At 65.1% G+C, this 17,121-nt stretch carries 14 protein-coding genes; 3 read left to right on the forward strand and 11 right to left on the reverse strand.

Annotated elements, in window-relative coordinates:
* Nucleotides 1-21 precede the first annotated feature (21 nt).
* The 3 genes from JKP78_RS10890 to pmbA form a co-directional block, all read right to left on the reverse strand.
* Nucleotides 22-1,398, reverse strand: coding sequence for a class II fumarate hydratase (locus JKP78_RS10890; RefSeq protein ID WP_186686206.1), 1,377 nt, complete (start codon nt 1,396-1,398; stop codon nt 22-24).
* A gap of 2 nt (nt 1,399-1,400) precedes the next feature.
* Nucleotides 1,401-1,793: a FagA protein gene (locus JKP78_RS10895; RefSeq protein WP_186686422.1), complete on the reverse strand. Its 393-nt coding sequence runs from the start codon at nt 1,791-1,793 to the stop codon at nt 1,401-1,403.
* A 169-nt stretch (nt 1,794-1,962) separates the two neighbouring features.
* Complete coding sequence (pmbA, locus tag JKP78_RS10900; RefSeq protein WP_200626652.1) at nt 1,963-3,309, reverse strand: metalloprotease PmbA; 1,347 nt, start codon at nt 3,307-3,309, stop codon at nt 1,963-1,965.
* 108 nt (nt 3,310-3,417) lie between these two features.
* On the opposite strand from pmbA, the gene yjgA reads away from it, so the two are divergent.
* Entirely contained in the window at nt 3,418-3,939 is a 522-nt protein-coding gene (gene yjgA, locus JKP78_RS10905; protein ID WP_003255152.1) for a ribosome biogenesis factor YjgA, read from the forward strand.
* 114 nt (nt 3,940-4,053) lie between these two features.
* On the opposite strand, the gene tldD is transcribed toward yjgA, so the two are convergent.
* The 8 genes from tldD to mreB form a co-directional block, all read right to left on the reverse strand.
* Nucleotides 4,054-5,493 (reverse strand): metalloprotease TldD, encoded by a 1,440-nt coding sequence (gene tldD / locus JKP78_RS10910; RefSeq protein WP_200626653.1) that lies wholly within the window; start codon nt 5,491-5,493, stop codon nt 4,054-4,056.
* 2 nt (nt 5,494-5,495) lie between these two features.
* Nucleotides 5,496-6,347, reverse strand: a complete 852-nt coding sequence (locus JKP78_RS10915) for a carbon-nitrogen hydrolase family protein (protein ID WP_186686213.1) — start codon at nt 6,345-6,347, stop codon at nt 5,496-5,498.
* A 2-nt stretch (nt 6,348-6,349) separates the two neighbouring features.
* Nucleotides 6,350-10,177 carry a YhdP family protein gene (locus tag JKP78_RS10920; RefSeq protein WP_200626654.1) on the reverse strand — a complete coding sequence of 1,276 codons (3,828 nt, stop codon included), beginning with the start codon at nt 10,175-10,177 and terminating at the stop codon, nt 6,350-6,352.
* Between the two features lie 82 nt (nt 10,178-10,259).
* Nucleotides 10,260-11,717: a ribonuclease G gene (gene rng, locus JKP78_RS10925; protein WP_186686217.1), complete on the reverse strand. Its 1,458-nt coding sequence runs from the start codon at nt 11,715-11,717 to the stop codon at nt 10,260-10,262.
* Between the two features lie 54 nt (nt 11,718-11,771).
* Entirely contained in the window at nt 11,772-12,383 is a 612-nt protein-coding gene (locus JKP78_RS10930) for a Maf family protein (protein ID WP_170028396.1), read from the reverse strand.
* A 31-nt stretch (nt 12,384-12,414) separates the two neighbouring features.
* A complete protein-coding gene (gene mreD, locus JKP78_RS10935; RefSeq protein ID WP_170028395.1) occupies nt 12,415-12,903 on the reverse strand; it encodes a rod shape-determining protein MreD in 489 nt (162 codons plus the stop codon).
* On the reverse strand, nt 12,903-13,949 hold the full coding sequence (mreC, locus tag JKP78_RS10940; protein ID WP_200626755.1) for a rod shape-determining protein MreC: 1,047 nt from the start codon (nt 13,947-13,949) through the stop codon (nt 12,903-12,905). Before mreC ends, mreD begins: the two co-directional genes overlap by 1 nt.
* Nucleotides 13,950-14,115: 166 nt before the next feature.
* Complete coding sequence (mreB, locus tag JKP78_RS10945; RefSeq protein WP_003255163.1) at nt 14,116-15,153, reverse strand: rod shape-determining protein MreB; 1,038 nt, start codon at nt 15,151-15,153, stop codon at nt 14,116-14,118.
* 205 nt (nt 15,154-15,358) lie between these two features.
* Here mreB and gatC point away from each other — a divergent pair, with 205 nt between their 5' ends.
* Both gatC and gatA read left to right on the forward strand, forming a co-directional pair.
* Nucleotides 15,359-15,646 (forward strand): Asp-tRNA(Asn)/Glu-tRNA(Gln) amidotransferase subunit GatC, encoded by a 288-nt coding sequence (gene gatC / locus JKP78_RS10950; protein WP_200626655.1) that lies wholly within the window; start codon nt 15,359-15,361, stop codon nt 15,644-15,646.
* 15 nt (nt 15,647-15,661) lie between these two features.
* On the forward strand, nt 15,662-17,113 hold the full coding sequence (gene gatA / locus JKP78_RS10955) for an Asp-tRNA(Asn)/Glu-tRNA(Gln) amidotransferase subunit GatA (RefSeq protein ID WP_200626656.1): 1,452 nt from the start codon (nt 15,662-15,664) through the stop codon (nt 17,111-17,113).
* The last annotated feature ends 8 nt before the right edge of the window (nt 17,114-17,121 follow it).

Below are 17,121 nucleotides of genomic sequence, written 5' to 3' on the forward strand. Positions count from 1 at the left end.
CACCAGGGCGATGACGCAGGATCAGAGGCCGCCAGCGGTGAGTTTCTCCGGATCCAGCAGCGCTTCCAGTCGCTCACGCGACAGGTCGGTGTGCTCCAGGGCCACGTCGATGATCGGTCGGCCCTGCTTGTAGGCGGTCTTGGCAATTTCAGCAGCCTTCAGGTAACCGATGATCGGGTTCAGCGCCGTGACCAAGATCGGGTTGCGCGCCAAGGCTTCCTTGAGTTTGCTTTCGTTGACCTTGAAGCTGGCGATGGCCTTGTCAGCCAGCAGGCGGCTGGCGTTGGCCATCAGCTCGATGCCTTCCAGCAGGTTGCGGGCGATCACCGGCAGCATCACGTTCAGCTCGAAGTTACCGGACTGGCCAGCAATGGCGATGGTGGCGTCATTGCCGATCACCTGGGCGGCGACCATGGCGGTGGCTTCCGGAATGACCGGGTTGACCTTGCCCGGCATGATCGAAGAGCCCGGTTGCAGGCCTTGCAGCTCGATCTCACCCAGGCCGGCCAATGGCCCGGAGTTCATCCAGCGCAGGTCGTTGGCGATTTTCATCAGCGCCACCGCGGTGGTCTTGAGCTGACCGGACAGGGCCACGGCGGTGTCCTGCGAGCCGATCAAGGCGAACAGATTCTGCCCGGGGGTGAACTCGACCCGGGTCAGGCTGCTGAGTTGGCGGGCGAAGCCGACAGCGAATTGCGGGTGGGCGTTGATGCCGGTACCCACCGCAGTGCCGCCCTGGGCCAGCGCCTGCAGGCTCGGCAGGGTAGCTTCGATATGCGCCTTGGCGCCGTTGAGTTGCGCGGCCCAGCCATCCAGCACCTGGCTCATGCGCACCGGCATGGCATCCATCAGGTGGGTACGGCCGGTCTTGACGTACTGATGCACTTGCTGCGACTTGGCCTGGATGACCTCCACCAGATGCGCCAGGGCCGGCAGCAGTTGCTCATGCAGGGCCAACGCCGCGCTGACATGAATGGTGGTAGGGATGATGTCGTTGCTGCTCTGGCCGCAGTTGACGTGGTCGTTGGCGCTGACAGCATCACCCAGGACACGGCTGGCCAAGGTGGCAATCACCTCGTTGGCGTTCATGTTCGAGCTGGTACCAGAGCCGGTCTGGAACACATCCACCGGGAAATGCTGGATGAACTCCCCCGCCAACAGTTGTTCGACTGCCGTGACGATCGCCTGGCCCTGCGCTGCAGACAGCTGTTGCAGCTCGACGTTGGTCTTGGCCGCCGCGGCCTTGGCCAACAACAGCGCCCGAATGAACTGGGCCGGCATGCGCTGGCCGCTGATCGGGAAATTGTCGACCGCGCGCTGGGTCTGGGCACCGTACAGGGCCTGGGCCGGCACCTGCAGTTCGCCCATGCTGTCGCGCTCGATACGGGTATCACTCATGTTCACAATCCTTGCATCAGTTCATCGGGGGAATACGACGGCAGCAGGCGGCAATTGGCCAACTGCAGGGCATAGGGTTGCCAGCGCTGGTTGTGCGCCTGGCGATCGAGGTTGCGCAGGTCCAGCAGCGGGCGCCAGGCTTGGTCCAGGCACTGGCAGCGCCAGTGCCAGGGCAACATGCGATCGCAGGCGGTATCCAGCAGCAGGCGGAACGAGGTCAGGGCCACGGTCCATGGCGAGGTTTCGGTGCAGCACACCAGGTAGCGGCCTTCGGCCAGGTAATGCTCGATCAGCCGCGGCTCGTCGGGGTCGAGCGCGCAGCGTATGCGTCGACTGAGCCAGCGCCAGTTGTCCAGGTAGGGCAGTTCGCGGAGAGCGGGTTTCATGAACATCATCGCCGGGTTGCCAGATAATGACATTCATTATTAATTGAGAATCTATATCACTTCAAGGGGCAGGGGCGGAAACAAAAATCCCGGCGTGAGCGCCGGGATTGGATTGTCTTCCGTCTGGACTGGGCCTGTGCACAGGTTCACCCGCGAAGAGGCCGCCACCCGCAGCGAATCAGCTACCCGCCACAGTCATCCGCTCGATCAGCACCGAACCGGTGTGGATATTGCTGCGGGTTTCAAGATCGCTGCCAATCGCCACAATCTGCTGGAACATGTCCTTCATGTTGCCGGCGATAGTCACTTCCTGCACCGCATGCTGGATCTCGCCATTCTCGACCCAGAAGCCCGCCGCACCACGCGAATAATCGCCCGTTACCATGTTCAGACCGTGCCCCATCAGTTCGGTCACCAGCAGCCCGCGGCCCATGCGCCGGATGAGCGCCGCCTGGTCTTCGATGCCATGGCTGACGAACAGGTTGTGCACGCCGCCGGCATTGGCCGTGCTTGGCAGCCCCAACTTGCGCCCGGAATAGGTACCCAGCAGGTAGGAGACCAGCTCGCCCTTGTCGACGAACGGCTTGGCATAGGTCGCCAGGCCATCACCATCGAACGCGGCACTGCCCAGCGCACGCGGAATGTGCGGGCGCTCGTCGAGGGTCAGCCAGGTGGGGAACAGGCGCTGGCCGATGGTCCCCTCAAGGAACGACGACTTACGGTACAGGTTGCCGCCGGAAATGGCCGACAGGAAGCTGCCGAACAGGCCACCCGCCAGCTCGGCGGAAAACAGCACTGGCACTTCACAGGTCGGTACTGGCCGCGCGCCCAGGCGGCTGGCGGCACGCTGGGCAGCGCGCACACCAATGCTACGCGGGTCGGCCAGCAGCTGGCCCTGGCGGTTCACGTCGTACCAGTAGTCGCGCTGCATCTGCCCGTCGCCTTCGGCGATCATCACACAGCTCAGGCTGTGCCGGGTCGAGGCGTAGCCACCGATGAAGCCATGGCTGTTGCCATACACGCGGCACCCCTGATGGGTATTGAGGGTGGTGCCGTCAGCGTTGAGGATGCGTGGGTCGGCATCGAATGCCGCCGCCTCGCAGGCCAGCGCCATCTCGATGGCCTTCTCGGGCTCCAGATCCCAGTCATGGTACAGGTCAAGGTCCGGGAACTCGCGGGCCATCAGGGCCGCATCGGCCAGGCCGGCACAGGCATCCTCGGACGTATGTCTGGCAATCGCCAGGGCAGCGGCAACGGTTTCGCGAATCGCCTCCGGGCCACTGGCCGAGGTGCTGGCCGAGCCTTTGCGCTGGCCGACATAGAGGGTGATGCCAAAGCCCTGGTCGCGATTGAACTCGACCGTTTCGACCTCGCGCTGGCGTACCGTGGTGGACAGGCCCTGCTCCAGCGACACCGCCACTTCGCAGGCACTGGCCCCCTGGCGGCGCGCCTCGGCGATGATCGCCTCGACCTGCTCCTGCAATGCTGGCAGGTCCTTCGGACCTACGCTCTGGACTGCACTCATGGTTCTCTCCACTCAAATTCTGCGTTCGGCAAGGATCATTCTACGACCGGGCCGGACAAGCGGCCCCCGACTGGTTATCATGGCGGCGATTTCTAGCGGACTGCCACCATGGTTGATTCAAACGACGACGCCTTCGACGGCGAAAAAAGCAAAACCCAGATCAAGCGTGAATTGCATGCGCTGGTCGAACTCGGCGAGCGCCTTACCACGCTCAAGGCCGATACCCTGGCCCGCCTGCCGTTGACCGACGAGTTGCGCAAGGCCCTGGCCGAGGCCAGCAAGCACACTGCTCACGGCGCGCGCAAACGGCACATGTCGTTCGTCGGCAAGCTGATGCGTGTGCAGGACCTGGATGCCATCCACGCCTTGCTCGAACAGATGGACAGCTCCACGCGCCAGTACAACGAGCGTTTCCACAGCCTGGAGCGCTGGCGCGACCGACTGATCGACGGTAACGACGAAGACCTCGAACGCTTCGTCAACGAATACCCCGATACCGACCGCCAGCAGTTGCGCTCGCTGGTGCGCCATGCCCAGCATGAAAAAGCGCGGAACAAGCCACCTGCCGCTGCGCGCAAGGTGTTCAAGTACATCCGCGACCTCGACGAATTGCAGCGCGGCTTGCGCTGACAGCCCGGGCTCCTGTGGGAGCGGGCAAGCCCGCGAACACCGGCGAAGCCGGTGCCATGCGCCGCGTCGCCTGCTTCGCGGGCACGCCCGCTCCCACAACGGTCCCCGAAGCCATCACGCCCCGGTACCGCCAACCGTGATCGCATCCAGCTTCAAGGTCGGCTGACCGACCCCGACCGGCACCGACTGCCCGTCCTTGCCGCAGGTCCCTACCCCGCTGTCCAACGCCAGGTCGTTACCAACCATCGACACCCGGCTCATCGCCTCCGGGCCATTGCCGATCAGGGTCGCCCCTTTTACTGGCGCGGTGATCTTGCCGTCTTCGATCAGGTAGGCCTCACTGGTCGAGAACACGAACTTGCCGCTGGTGATATCCACCTGACCACCGCCCAGGTTGGCGCAGTAGATGCCTTTTTTCACCGAGGCGATGATTTCCTGTGGGTCGCTTTCGCCAGCCCGCATATAGGTATTGGTCATGCGTGGCATCGGCAGGTGGGCGTAGGATTCGCGGCGGCCGTTGCCGGTCACCGCCATGCCCATCAGGCGGGCGTTCAGCTTGTCCTGCATGTAGCCTTTGAGCACGCCATTTTCGATCAGCGTGGTGCACTCGGTCGGTGTGCCTTCATCATCCACGCTCAGCGAACCACGGCGGCCTTCCAGAGTGCCGTCGTCGACGATGGTGCACAGGCTCGACGCCACTTTTTCGCCGATACGGCCACTGAACGCCGAACTGCCCTTGCGGTTGAAGTCGCCTTCCAGGCCATGGCCGACAGCCTCGTGCAGCAGCACGCCCGACCAGCCCGACCCGAGCACCACCGGCAGGGTACCGGCCGGCGCCGGGATAGCCTCGAGGTTGACCAGGGCCTGGCGCAGCGCCTCGCGGGCATAGCCCATTACCCGTTCGTCGGTGAAGAAACGGTAGTCGGTACGCCCGCCCCCGCCCTGCCCGCCGCGCTCGCGACGGCCGTTCTGCTCGACGATGACGCTGACGTTGAAACGCACCAGCGGGCGCACATCAGCGGCCAGGCTGCCATCGGCGGCGGCGATGAGGATGCGCTCCCAGACCCCGGCCATGCTCACGCTGACCTGCTGGATGCGCGGATCGAGGGCGCGGGTGGCGGCGTCGACACGCTTGAGCAGCTCGACCTTCTCGGCGCGGCTCAGCACATCCAGCGGGTTGTCCGCCGGGTACAGGGCGGCCACATCCTGGCTATGGAACACCTGCACCTTGCCGTTCTGCCCGGCGCGCGAAATCGAACGGGCGGCACGGGCCGCCGAGGTCAGTGCCTCGAGGTTGATCGCGTTGCTATAGGCAAAGCCGGTCTTTTCGCCGGACTGGGCACGCACGCCCACGCCCTGGTCCAGGTTGAAGCTGCCTTCTTTGACGATGCCGTCTTCCAGCGCCCAGGTTTCCGAGATCTGCTCCTGGAAATACAGGTCGGCGGCATCGATGCCGGGGCCGGCCAACTCACCCAGCACGCTCTGCAGGCTGTCCAGGGTCAAGCCGCCTGGGGCCAGGAGATGTTCGCTGACGGTGGATAACATCTGGCTCATAGTCACTCCGAGGTGTGCGCAGGCCGCAACGCGTCCTGCGAGAAGAAGCGCCGGTGCGACAGCACCGGCATGCGCGCCCGGATGGACGCTTGTTCGTCGATGTCGCGCTCGGCCAGCAGTACTGCTTCGCCTTGCGCCTGTTCCGCGACGATGCGCCCCCAGGGGTCGACGATCGCCGCATGGCCATGGGTTTCCCGTGGCCCCGGGTGGGTCCCGCCCTGCGCTGCTGCCAGCAGGTAGCACTGGGTTTCGATGGCACGGGCGCGCACCAGCACTTCCCAGTGCGCCGCCCCGGTTACCGCGGTGAAGGCGGCCGGCGCCGTGATCAGCTCGGCACCTGCGGCACGCAGTGCACTGTAAAGCTCGGGAAAGCGCAGGTCGTAGCATACGCTCAGCCCCACTCGCCCTACCGGCGTATCGGCTACCACCACCTGGCCGCCATGGGCGTAGTCGTCAGACTCCCGGTAACGGCCACGGTTGTCGGCAACGTCCACATCGAACAGGTGCAGCTTGTCATAGCGTGCCGCCACCTCACCGTGTTCGTCGATCAGCAGCGAGCAGGCATGGGCCTTCGCCTCAGGCTGCCCGACCGGCGGCAATGGCAGGGTACCGGCGACGATCCATAACCTGAGGTCGCGGGCGGTGCGTTTCAACCATGGCAGGATGGGCCCTTCGCCCAATGCTTCGGCGCGGCCGAGGGCAGCGGCATCCTTGCGCCCCATGGCGGCGAAGTTTTCTGGCAGCACGGCCAGACGCGCGCCGCCGAATGCTGCCTGCTCCAGCAGGGCACCGGCGCGTTGCAGGTTGGCCAGCACATCGTCCTGGCTGACCATCTGGATGACCGCTGCCTTCATGGTTACTCCTGGCGGGATTTCTCGAAAGGTTTCACAAATGTGATTCTAGGCTCTTTCCATGGCCCTTCGACACGGTAGTGGACACTGGCAAAACGCGACACCCGGTCACCAATCAGCCGGTCGACCAGGAATAGCGCCCCGCCTACCGCTGGCGCGCCGACAATCAGCGCCGCCAGGGGCAGGTTGTTGGTCACTGGCAGGCTCACTTGCAGGTTGGCATCGACCCGGTCGTTCACCATGTCCAGCGTGCCATCCAGCTCGAAATTGCTCGACGGCCCGGTCACCGCGATCGGCTCGCGGGTCACGTAGACGCCATCGCTGGCCACCAGCAGGCCTTTGACCCGGTCGTAGGCCAGGCCCTTGTCGAACAGGTCGGAGAAGTCCAGGCGCAGGCGTCGGCCGATCGAGTTGAAATTGAGCAGGCCGAATACCCGCAGCGCCTGGGCGCTGCCTTCGACCTCGACGAACTGGCCGGTGCGCAGCGCCGCGTCCATGCTGCCGGAGAAGCGTTTGAGGCCGACGGCTGCCGGCGAACCCGGCCAGCGGCCATCCACATCCAGGCGGAATTCGCGGCTGGTCACGGTAGGGGCAAAGCCCCAGGCCTTGAGCACGTCTGCCAGGTTCTTGCCGTCCAGACGCCCCTTGTACCAGCTGCCGGTGCTGCCCGGTTCGCCTTCCCAGCCGCCACCACCGTTGATATGCAGGCCTTTGAAGGCCAGGTCGATATCACTGGCGTTTACACCACGCGCGGTCGGCCGCAACTTGAGCGATGCGCTGCCGAACAGGTCGTTACCGCGATACAGCTTGTCGATGCTCAGGTCCAACGCCGGGACCTTGCGTGGGTCGAAGGCAGCCAGCGGGTCCACGCCGTCTTCTGCCTGCTGCTCGGCAGCGCTGGCAGCCGGCAGGCGCAAGCTCTGCAGCCGCACCAGCAGCGGCGCACCCTTGGCATCCGCAAGCCGGGCGTTGCCGATGACCTCCTTGCTGTCCAGGCGCAGGTCCCAGGCTGGGCCGCCGCGGGCCAGGCGCACCACGGCCTGGTTCAGGTCCATGCCGAACGCCTTCAACTGGCCGATGCTCAAGTCGACGCCCTGCAGATTCTGCCGCGCGCTGCCGCCCGGGTCGTCGCCGCCCAGACGTGCAGCCTGATCTTGCCAGGGCGCCAGGTCCAGCGTGTCCAGGCGACCGCGCACACGCAGGCCTTGGCCGCCAGGCAGCTGCGCATCGCCGCCGCCCAGCACGAGCTCGCCACGCCCCTGGGCCAACTTGTCGGCCGGCGCCGCATAGGCAAAGCGGGCAAGGTCGGCGTATGCCGCATCGAAGCGCCGCTCCGGACCTTGCAGCGTCATGCTGAACCGACCGTCACGGGTTTCCGCCGCTGCCTTGCCGAACGGTGCCGGCAGGTCGATGGCGAGGCCCTTGAGGCTGGAGTTGACGCTCAGCCGGTTGTCGCGGCCCCCCAGGCTAAGCTGCAAGCGGTACGGCAGCTCGCCGGAGGCTGGCAAAGCCTGCTTGAACTGCAGCCAGTCGGTCAGCGCCTTGAGCGACACCCGGCCATTGGCATTGATGCGCGACTGTATCTGCCCTGGCTGGCCTTCGGCGGTGATCTGCGCCGTCACCGGTTTGCCGAAAGCCTGCAGGCTGATGCCCTTGCCACTGAGGCCCTTGTCGAAATCGAAGCTGAAGTCGCCCTTCAGGTTGCTCAGCTCCAGGCTTGGTGGCGCCACTTTCAGCTGTGCATCGTGGGTGGCGAAGTCCACCTGCACTTTCGGCCGCTGCCCATGTGCCAGCGGGATGTCGAGCCTGACCTTGCCCTGGAGTGGCCCCTCGCCCTCCCAGCCGGCGAACATTTCGCCCGTGCCGATAGGCGCTTCCTTGAGAATCTTCAGGCCATCGCCGAGGCTGCCGTCGAAGGCGCCATCGAGGTACAGGTGGCTGGGCTGGCCCGCCTCGGCATGCGGGATATCGACGCTCACATCACTGACTTTGGTATCGAGCAGTACGCCACGCTGGGCCTTGATCCGTACCCCGCTGTCCTCGATCAGCACATCGCCATCCACGTGCTGCACCTGCGGCCAGCCGGGCTGGAAGTCCAGCGCCGCATCACGCACCTTGAAGAACAGGCTGATGCTGCGCGCTTCCGGCGCCGCGCCATGGTTCAGCGAGCCCTGGTACTGGAAGTAGCCTTCGTCCACCGTGCCTTTGACGATTGCACTGCGCAACCATTCATCGAGGGCCGGGCTGAGCACCTCGGGCAGGTACTTGGCGGTATAGCGGCCATCGCCTTCGGTCAGGCCGACCCGCAGGTCCATGTAGTCCTCACGCCCTTCTTCGAACAGCAGGCGGATCAGGAAGTCGCCGGCGATCTTGCCTTCCTCGCCCAGTACCTTGAGGTACGGCGCGACCAGGGTGAAACCTTGCTGGTCCAAAGTCCAGGTCAGGCGTGCATTGGCCTTCTGGTAGTGCCAGGGTTTGGCGAAGATCGGGTACAGATGCAGCATGAACGCGTCGGTGTCCAGGCGCAGCTCGCCATGTCCAAGGTCACCGCTGATGCTGCCGCTGACGTTACCGGCAGCCGGCGCATTGTGATAGGCGTCGAAGCCGACCTTCTCCAGGTTGGCTGCGAACTGCAGGCGCTGGTCGCCCTCGGCCTTGGGCCTGGCTTCCAACCGCACGTTGCGCAATGCGCCAGTCACCTTGAGGCCATCGACCACCGCCATGACCTTGTCCGGCAACGGCGCCAGGGCGTCGATCAAGGGGGTCAGCGGCGTCAGGTCGAGGCGGTCGGCCTGCAACTGCCAGCGCTCATCGGCAGCGCTCTCGCCAGGACGCTGCTGCAACTGCAGGTGCGACTCCCAACGGGTCTTGCCGATATCCATGGCCAGCGAATCGAGCACCACGTCGAAGCCTTGCTCGCGCCGCTGGAACCAGGCCCCCAGGGCAAGGTTGTGCAGTTTGGCCGCCTTGCGCCCGGCATAGGCGCCATGCAGCTCGGGGGCATTGAGGCGCACCACGGCCTGCTGCAACTGCCCTTGCTGCCAGTCGACCCAGAACTCGCCCCCCGCCCGCAAGCTGTCGGCATGCCACTGGCCGAGCAGGCGTGGCGGCAGCCAACGTGCCCAGTCGCTCTGCGGCAAGCTGAGGTAGGCTTCGACCTGGCCGTCGCGCCAGGCACTGGCCGAGGCGCGGCTGCGCAGGTTCAGCGCCAGGGGCTGGCCATCAGGCAAGGTCGCACGCAGCTCCAGGGACTGCCGCGAAGCACCGGCCTGCAAGCCGGCACTGACATAGGTGAGGGTCAATGGGTCGCGCTGCCAGGGGTGCAAGGTGACCTGGCTGTCGAACACATCGATGCGGCCCAGCTGGCGCAGGCGCTGCAGCAGTTCGGCGGGGTCGAGCGGCGCATCGTCCTTCTTCGGCAGGCCTTCGAGGGCCCAGTTGCCTTGCTCGTTCTCGCGCAGGATCAGTTGCAGGCCGCCCAGCTGTATGCGGGCCAGGCGTACTTCGCCTGTCGTCAGGCTGGCCCAGATGTCAGGCACCACCTTGACGTCATCCAGGCGCAGGGCCGTGGCGCCCTCGCCCAGTTGCAGGTCGCGTACCTGCAACACCGGCGCCAGGCCGCTCCAGCGGCCCTCGAGGGCACCGACGTGCACGGGCAAGCCCAGGGCTTTTTCGGCCTTGCTTTGCACATCGGCACGGTACTCGGCCACCAACGGCACCAGCTCGCGGCCGAGGCTGACATACAGCGCCACCAGGACTGCCAGCAGGGCGCAAATGCCCAGCCCCCAGCGGGTCAAGGCGACAAGAACGCGGTTCAGACGTCCCACGGCCATGGCCCTCCAGGTCGTTTATCCATGATCGGCGGTAGCACCGGTTCTGCCAGCCCGGCCCACCCGCAATGCATTTCAGAAGGTGTCAGAGCAGCACCACATCGTATTGTTCCTGCGAATACATCGACTCGACCTGGAAGCGAATGGTTCGGCCGATGAAAGCCTCCAGCTCGGCCACGTTACCGGATTCTTCGTCCAGCAACCGGTCGACCACCTTCTGGTTGGCCAGCACCCGGTAGCCTTCGGCCTGGTAGGCACGGGCCTCGCGCAGGATCTCGCGGAAAATCTCGTAGCAGATGGTTTCGGCGGTCTTCAGCTTGCCGCGCCCCTGGCAAGCCAGGCAGGGCTCGCACAGCACCTGCTCCAGGCTCTCGCGGGTGCGCTTGCGGGTCATCTGCACCAGGCCCAGCTCGGTGATACCGATGATGTTGGTCTTGGCATGGTCGCGCTCGAGCTGCTTTTCCAGGGTGCGCAGCACCTGGCGCTGGTGCTCCTCATCTTCCATGTCGATGAAGTCGATGATGATGATGCCGCCGATGTTGCGCAGGCGCAGCTGCCGGGCGATGGCGGTGGCAGCCTCGAGGTTGGTCTTGAAGATGGTCTCTTCAAGGTTGCGATGGCCAACGAAGGCGCCGGTGTTGACGTCGATGGTGGTCATCGCTTCGGCCGGATCGACCACCAGGTAGCCACCGGACTTGAGTGGCACCTTGCGCTCCAGGGCGCGCTGGATTTCATCCTCGACCCCGTACAGGTCGAAGATCGGCCGCTCGCCCGGATAGTGTTCGAGGCGGTCGGCGATTTCCGGCATCAGCTCGCCGACGAACTGCGTGGTCTTCTGGAACGTTTCCCGCGAATCGATGCGGATCTTCTCGATCTTCGGGTTGACCAGGTCGCGCAAGGTCCGCAGGGCCAGGCCCAGGTCCTCGTAGATGACCATTGGCGCGCCACAGGTCTTGATCTGCGTGCCAATCTGCTCCCACAGGCGCCGCAGGTAGCGGATGTCCTGCAGGATCTCTTCAGCGCGCGCACCTTCGGCAGCGGTGCGCAGGATGAAGCCGCCGGCATCCTTGATGTTTTCGCTTTCCATGCAGTCGCTGACCACCTGCTTGAGGCGCTCACGCTCGGCTTCGTCTTCGATCTTCAGCGAAATACCGACATGGCTGCTGCGCGGCATGTATACCAGGTAGCGCGACGGGATCGACAGCTGGGTGGTCAGGCGCGCGCCCTTGGTACCGATCGGGTCCTTGGTAACCTGCACCACCAGCGCCTGGCCTTCGTGCACCAGGGCGGTGATGTTCTCCACCGCCGAGCCTTCGCGCTGGGAGATTTCCGAGGCGTGGATGAACGCCGCGCGCTCCAGGCCAATGTCGACGAACGCCGCCTGCATGCCTGGCAACACGCGCACCACCTTGCCCTTGTAGATATTGCCGACGATGCCCCGGCGCTGGGTACGCTCGACGTGTACTTCCTGCAGTACCCCGTTTTCCACCACCGCCACGCGTGACTCCATCGGGGTGATGTTGATCAGGATCTCTTCACTCATGGCAGGCTCTCGTCAAAGGTATCTGGTAATGATGGACGGCGTATGCAGTGCTGGCTACCGCTGGTTTGTTACCTCTGGCGTATGCGCGGGGGATTGCCAGCAGGCGATGCCGAATAGGCCAAGCAGTTGGGCCGTTTCACTGAGCGGCAGGCCGACCACCGCCGAGTAGCTGCCGGAAAGGCCGGTGACGAATACCGCACCCAGGCCCTGGATGGCATAGCCGCCGGCCTTGTCCAAGGGTTCGCCACTGGCCCAGTAGCGTTGCGCTTCATCGGCGCTGATCGGGCGGAAACGCACCGTGCTGGTAACGCACACGCTGTGCATGCGCTGGCCATCGCCGACGGCGACTGCGGTCAGTACCTGGTGCTCGCGGCCCGACAGGCCGGCGAGCATGGCCAGGGCCTGTTCGCGATCTTCTGGCTTGCCGAGGATGCGACCATCGAGCACCACGGCGGTGTCCGCCCCGAGCACCACGGCCGGGCCTGCGATGCTGGCCAGGCCGGCGCCAGCCTTGGCCCTGGCCAGGCGCTCGACATAGGCCGGGGCGCCTTCGGCGGGTAGCGGGGTTTCATCGATCGGGGCATTGACGACGCTGAACGGCACGCCGATCTGGGTCAGCAGTTCACGACGGCGGGGCGAGCCGGAGGCCAGGAATAGCGGGGTCATGCAGACATCTCCCTGTCAGGCGTGGCGGCCGTCAGTTGATATGCAGGCGTCGGCGCAGGTCGCGCAGGGCGAAGCTGATCCACGGCCAGAGCAAGGCACTGATCACCGCCGACCAGACCAGCGCCAGGGTGGGCAGGCGATTGCCGGTCAGCGCGCTGAGCCACAGCTGGATCAACTGGGCAATACCAAAGATCACCAGGATCACCAGGCTCTGTTGCCACATCGGGAACATGCGCAGGCGCTGCTGCAAGGACAGCACCAGGAAGGTGATGAGGGTGAGGATCAGCGCGTTCTGCCCAAGCAGGGTGCCATACAGCACGTCCTCGGCCAGGCCCAGTACGAACGCCGTGGTCATGCCGACCTTGCCCGGTACGGCGAGGGTCCAGAACGACACCAGCAAGGCCAGCCACATTGGCCGGAACACTTCCATGAACTGAGGCATGGGCGAGACGCTGAGCAGCAGGCCGAGGGCGAAAGTCAGCCAGATGACCCAGCCATTGTTGCGGCGTGATACAGCCATCATTGCCTCCGGGTGTGAGCAGGTGCGGCAGGCGCTGCGGCAGGCGTGGCAGGCGCGGCCGCCGGTGCTGCAGGCTGTGCTGCCGGGGTCGCCGGGTTGGCCGGCACGCTACCGGCGGCTGCCCCCGGCGCACCCGCGCTGGCCGGCTGGCCAGGCGCCGCAGAGCCCTTGCGGTCGGCTTCTTCCTGGGCGATGGCAGCTTCGGTGGCACGCTGCTCCGGGCTGCGCCGGTCACTGAACACCAGCAGCATGTAGCGGCTGCGGTTGAGCGCGGCAGTCGGGATGGCACGCACGATGGCGAACGGCTGGCCAGAATCGTGGATCACTTCGTTGACCGTGGCGACCGGATAGCCGGCGGGGAACCGTTGGCCCATGCCGGAACTGACCAGCAGGTCGCCTTCCTTGATGTCGGCGGTGTCGGCCACATGGCGCAGCTCCAGGCGCTCCGGGTTACCGGTGCCACTGGCGATCGCACGCAGGCCGTTGCGGTTGACCTGCACCGGGATGCTGTGGGTGGTATCGGTCAGCAACAGCACCCGCGAGGTATAGGGCATCAACTCGACCACCTGGCCCATCAGGCCGCGCGCATCGAGCACCGGCTGGCCAAGGAACACGCCATCGCGCTCGCCCTTGTTGATCAGGATGCGGTGGGTGAAGGGGTTGGGGTCGACCCCGATCAGCTCGGCCACTTCGACCTTTTCGTTGACCAGCGCCGACGAGTTGAGCAACTCGCGCAGGCGCACGTTCTGCTCGGTCAGGGCGGCCAGCTTCTGCAGGCGCCCCTGCAGCAGCAGGGCTTCGGTCTTGAGCTTTTCGTTTTCCGCGATCAGTTCGGTGCGGCTGCCGAACTGGCCGGCCACACCTTGCCAGGCACGCTGCGGCAGGTCGGTGATCCAGTACGACTCCATGAGTACCAGGCCCATCTGGCTGCGCACCGGCTTGAGCACGTCGAAGCGCGCGTCGACCACCATCAACGCGACCGACAGCACCACCAGAACGAGCAGGCGAACGCCCAGCGAAGGGCCCTTGGAGAAAAGCGGTTTAATGGGCCGTTCCTCGTGGACGACTCAGGAGGTCATTGGACATGGGACAACGCACCAGCCTGGTTGCGGGTTGATGGATACGGCGCCGCGAACAGGCGCCAGCCCAGCACATACAGGTAGCACTGTGCGTGCTACCTGTAAACCGGGCGCTCGTGAACAGCGAGCTGAATCACTCGCTGGAGAGCAGGTCCATCGCGTGCTTGTCCATCATTTCCAGGGCGCGACCGCCGCCACGGGCAACACAGGTCAGCGGGTCCTCGGCGACGATCACCGGCAGGCCGGTTTCCTGGGCCAGCAGCTTGTCCAGGTCGCGCAGCAGCGCGCCACCACCGGTCAGCACCAGGCCACGCTCGGCGATGTCCGAGGCCAGCTCGGGCGGCGATTGCTCCAGGGCACTCTTGACTGCCTGGACGATGGTCGCCAGGGATTCCTGCAGCGCTTCGAGCACTTCGTTGGAATTCAGGGTGAAGGCACGCGGGACGCCTTCGGCCAGGTTGCGGCCACGGACATCGACTTCGCGTACTTCGCCGCCCGGGTAGGCGGTACCGATTTCCTGCTTGATGCGCTCGGCGGTGGATTCGCCGATCAGGCTGCCGTAGTTGCGGCGCACGTAGGTGACGATGGCTTCGTCGAAGCGGTCGCCGCCAACGCGCACGGATTCGGCATAGACCACGCCATTCAGCGAGATCAGCGCGATTTCGGTGGTACCGCCACCGATATCGACGACCATCGAGCCGCGGGCTTCTTCAACCGGCAGCCCGGCACCGATGGCAGCAGCCATCGGCTCTTCGATCAGGAACACTTCACGGGCACCGGCACCCAGGGCCGACTCGCGGATGGCGCGGCGCTCTACCTGGGTCGACTTGCACGGCACGCAGATCAGCACGCGCGGGCTCGGCTGCAGGAAGCTGTTCTCGTGAACCTTGTTGATGAAATACTGCAACATTTTTTCGCAAACGCTGAAGTCGGCGATCACGCCGTCCTTCATCGGACGAATGGCAGCGATGTTGCCAGGCGTGCGGCCCAGCATGCGCTTGGCTTCGGTACCGACGGCGACGACGCTTTTCTGGTTGCCATGGGTACGGATGGCAACAACCGAGGGCTCATTCAGGACGATACCGCGCTCACGCACGTAAATAAGGGTGTTGGCAGTACCCAGGTCGATGGACAGATCGCTGGAAAACATGCCACGCAGTTTCTTGAACATGGGAAAGTGACCCTGGGGAAAGCGTGGGTAAAAAAGTGCGGCAAACTCTAACAATGGCAGGGATTTTGGGCAAGGAGCCAATATGTTAAATTGGCTGTTTTTCCGAGCAAGCCAGCAGATGATCGCGGCCGTTAGACCGTCAGAAAGCTGACATGTTCCTCACTGCGGACCCAAATTCCGTTCTTTGTTTCCCCTGGAGATCCCCATGGCGCTTGAACGCTGCGACGTGGAAAAGATCGCCCATCTGGCCCGTCTGGGGCTGAATGATGGCGAACTGCCACAAATTACCGACGCCCTCAACAGCATTCTCGGGCTGGTCGACCAGATGCAAGCGGTCGATACCACGGGCATCGAGCCCCTCGCCCACCCCCTGGAGGCCAGCCAGCGCCTGCGCCCCGACCAGGTCACCGAGAGCAACCAGCGCGACGCCTACCAGGCCATCGCGCCATCGACCGAAAGCGGTCTGTACCTGGTACCCAAAGTCATCGAGTAAGGGATAGAGCCTGCCATGCATCAATTGACCCTGGCCGAGATCGCCCGCGGACTCGCCGACAAGTCGTTTTCCTCCGAAGAGCTGACCGGCGCCCTGCTGGCGCGCATCAAGCAGCTCGACCCGCAGATCAACAGCTTCATCAGCGTCACCGAAGACCTGGCCCTGGGCCAGGCGCGGGCTGCCGACGCCCGTCGCGCCGCTGGCGAAACCGGCGCGCTGCTGGGTGCCCCGATCGCCCACAAGGACCTGTTCTGCACCAACGGCGTACGCACCAGTTGCGGCTCGAAGATGCTCGACAACTTCAAGGCGCCGTATGACGCCACCGTGGTGGCCAAGCTGGCCGAAGCCGGCATGGTCACCCTGGGCAAGACCAACATGGACGAATTCGCCATGGGTTCGGCCAACGAGTCCAGCCACTACGGCGCGGTGAAGAACCCGTGGAACCTCGAGCACGTCCCGGGCGGCTCGTCGGGCGGTTCGGCCGCAGCCGTGGCCGCGCGCCTGCTGCCCGCCACCACCGGCACCGACACCGGCGGTTCGATCCGCCAGCCGGCGGCCCTGACCAACCTCACCGGCCTCAAGCCGACCTATGGTCGCGTGTCGCGCTGGGGCATGATCGCCTATGCCTCCAGCCTCGACCAGGGTGGCCCGCTGGCGCGTACCGCCGAAGACTGTGCCCTGCTGCTGCAAAGCATGGCCGGCTTCGATGCCAAGGACTCCACCAGCATCGAGGAGCCGGTGCCGGACTACAGTGCCAGCCTCAACGCCTCGCTGCAGGGCCTGCGTATCGGCCTGCCGAAGGAATACTTCGGTGCCGGCCTCGACCCGCGCATTGCCGACCTGGTCCAGGCCAGCGTCAAGGAGCTGGAAAAGCTCGGCGCGGTGGTCAAGGAAATCAGCCTGCCGAACATGCAGCACGCCATTCCGGCCTACTACGTGATCGCCCCGGCGGAAGCCTCGTCCAACCTGTCGCGTTTCGACGGCGTGCGCTTCGGCTACCGCTGCGAAAACCCGAAAGACCTGACCGACATGTACAAGCGTTCCCGTGGCGAAGGCTTCGGCATCGAAGTGCAGCGCCGCATCATGGTCGGTACCTATGCCCTGTCGGCTGGCTACTACGACGCCTACTACGTGAAGGCGCAGCAGATCCGCCGGCTGATCAAGAACGACTTCATGGCCGCGTTCAACGACGTCGACCTGATCCTCGGCCCGACCACGCCGAACCCGGCCTGGAAACTCGGCGCCAAGGGCAGCGACCCGGTCGCCGCGTACCTGGAAGACGTCTACACCATCACCGCCAACCTGGCAGGCCTGCCGGGCCTGTCGATGCCAGCCGGCTTCGTCGACGGCCTGCCGGTCGGCGTGCAACTGCTGGCGCCGTACTTCCAGGAAGGCCGCCTGCTCAATGTCGCGCACCGCTACCAGCAAGTGACCGACTGGCACACCCGCGCCCCCAACGGCTTCTGAGGAATTCA

Origin of the sequence: Pseudomonas sp. LAM2023 (assembly GCF_016620375.1) — a bacterium.
Taxonomy (GTDB): Bacteria; Pseudomonadota; Gammaproteobacteria; order Pseudomonadales; family Pseudomonadaceae; genus Aquipseudomonas; species Aquipseudomonas anuradhapurensis.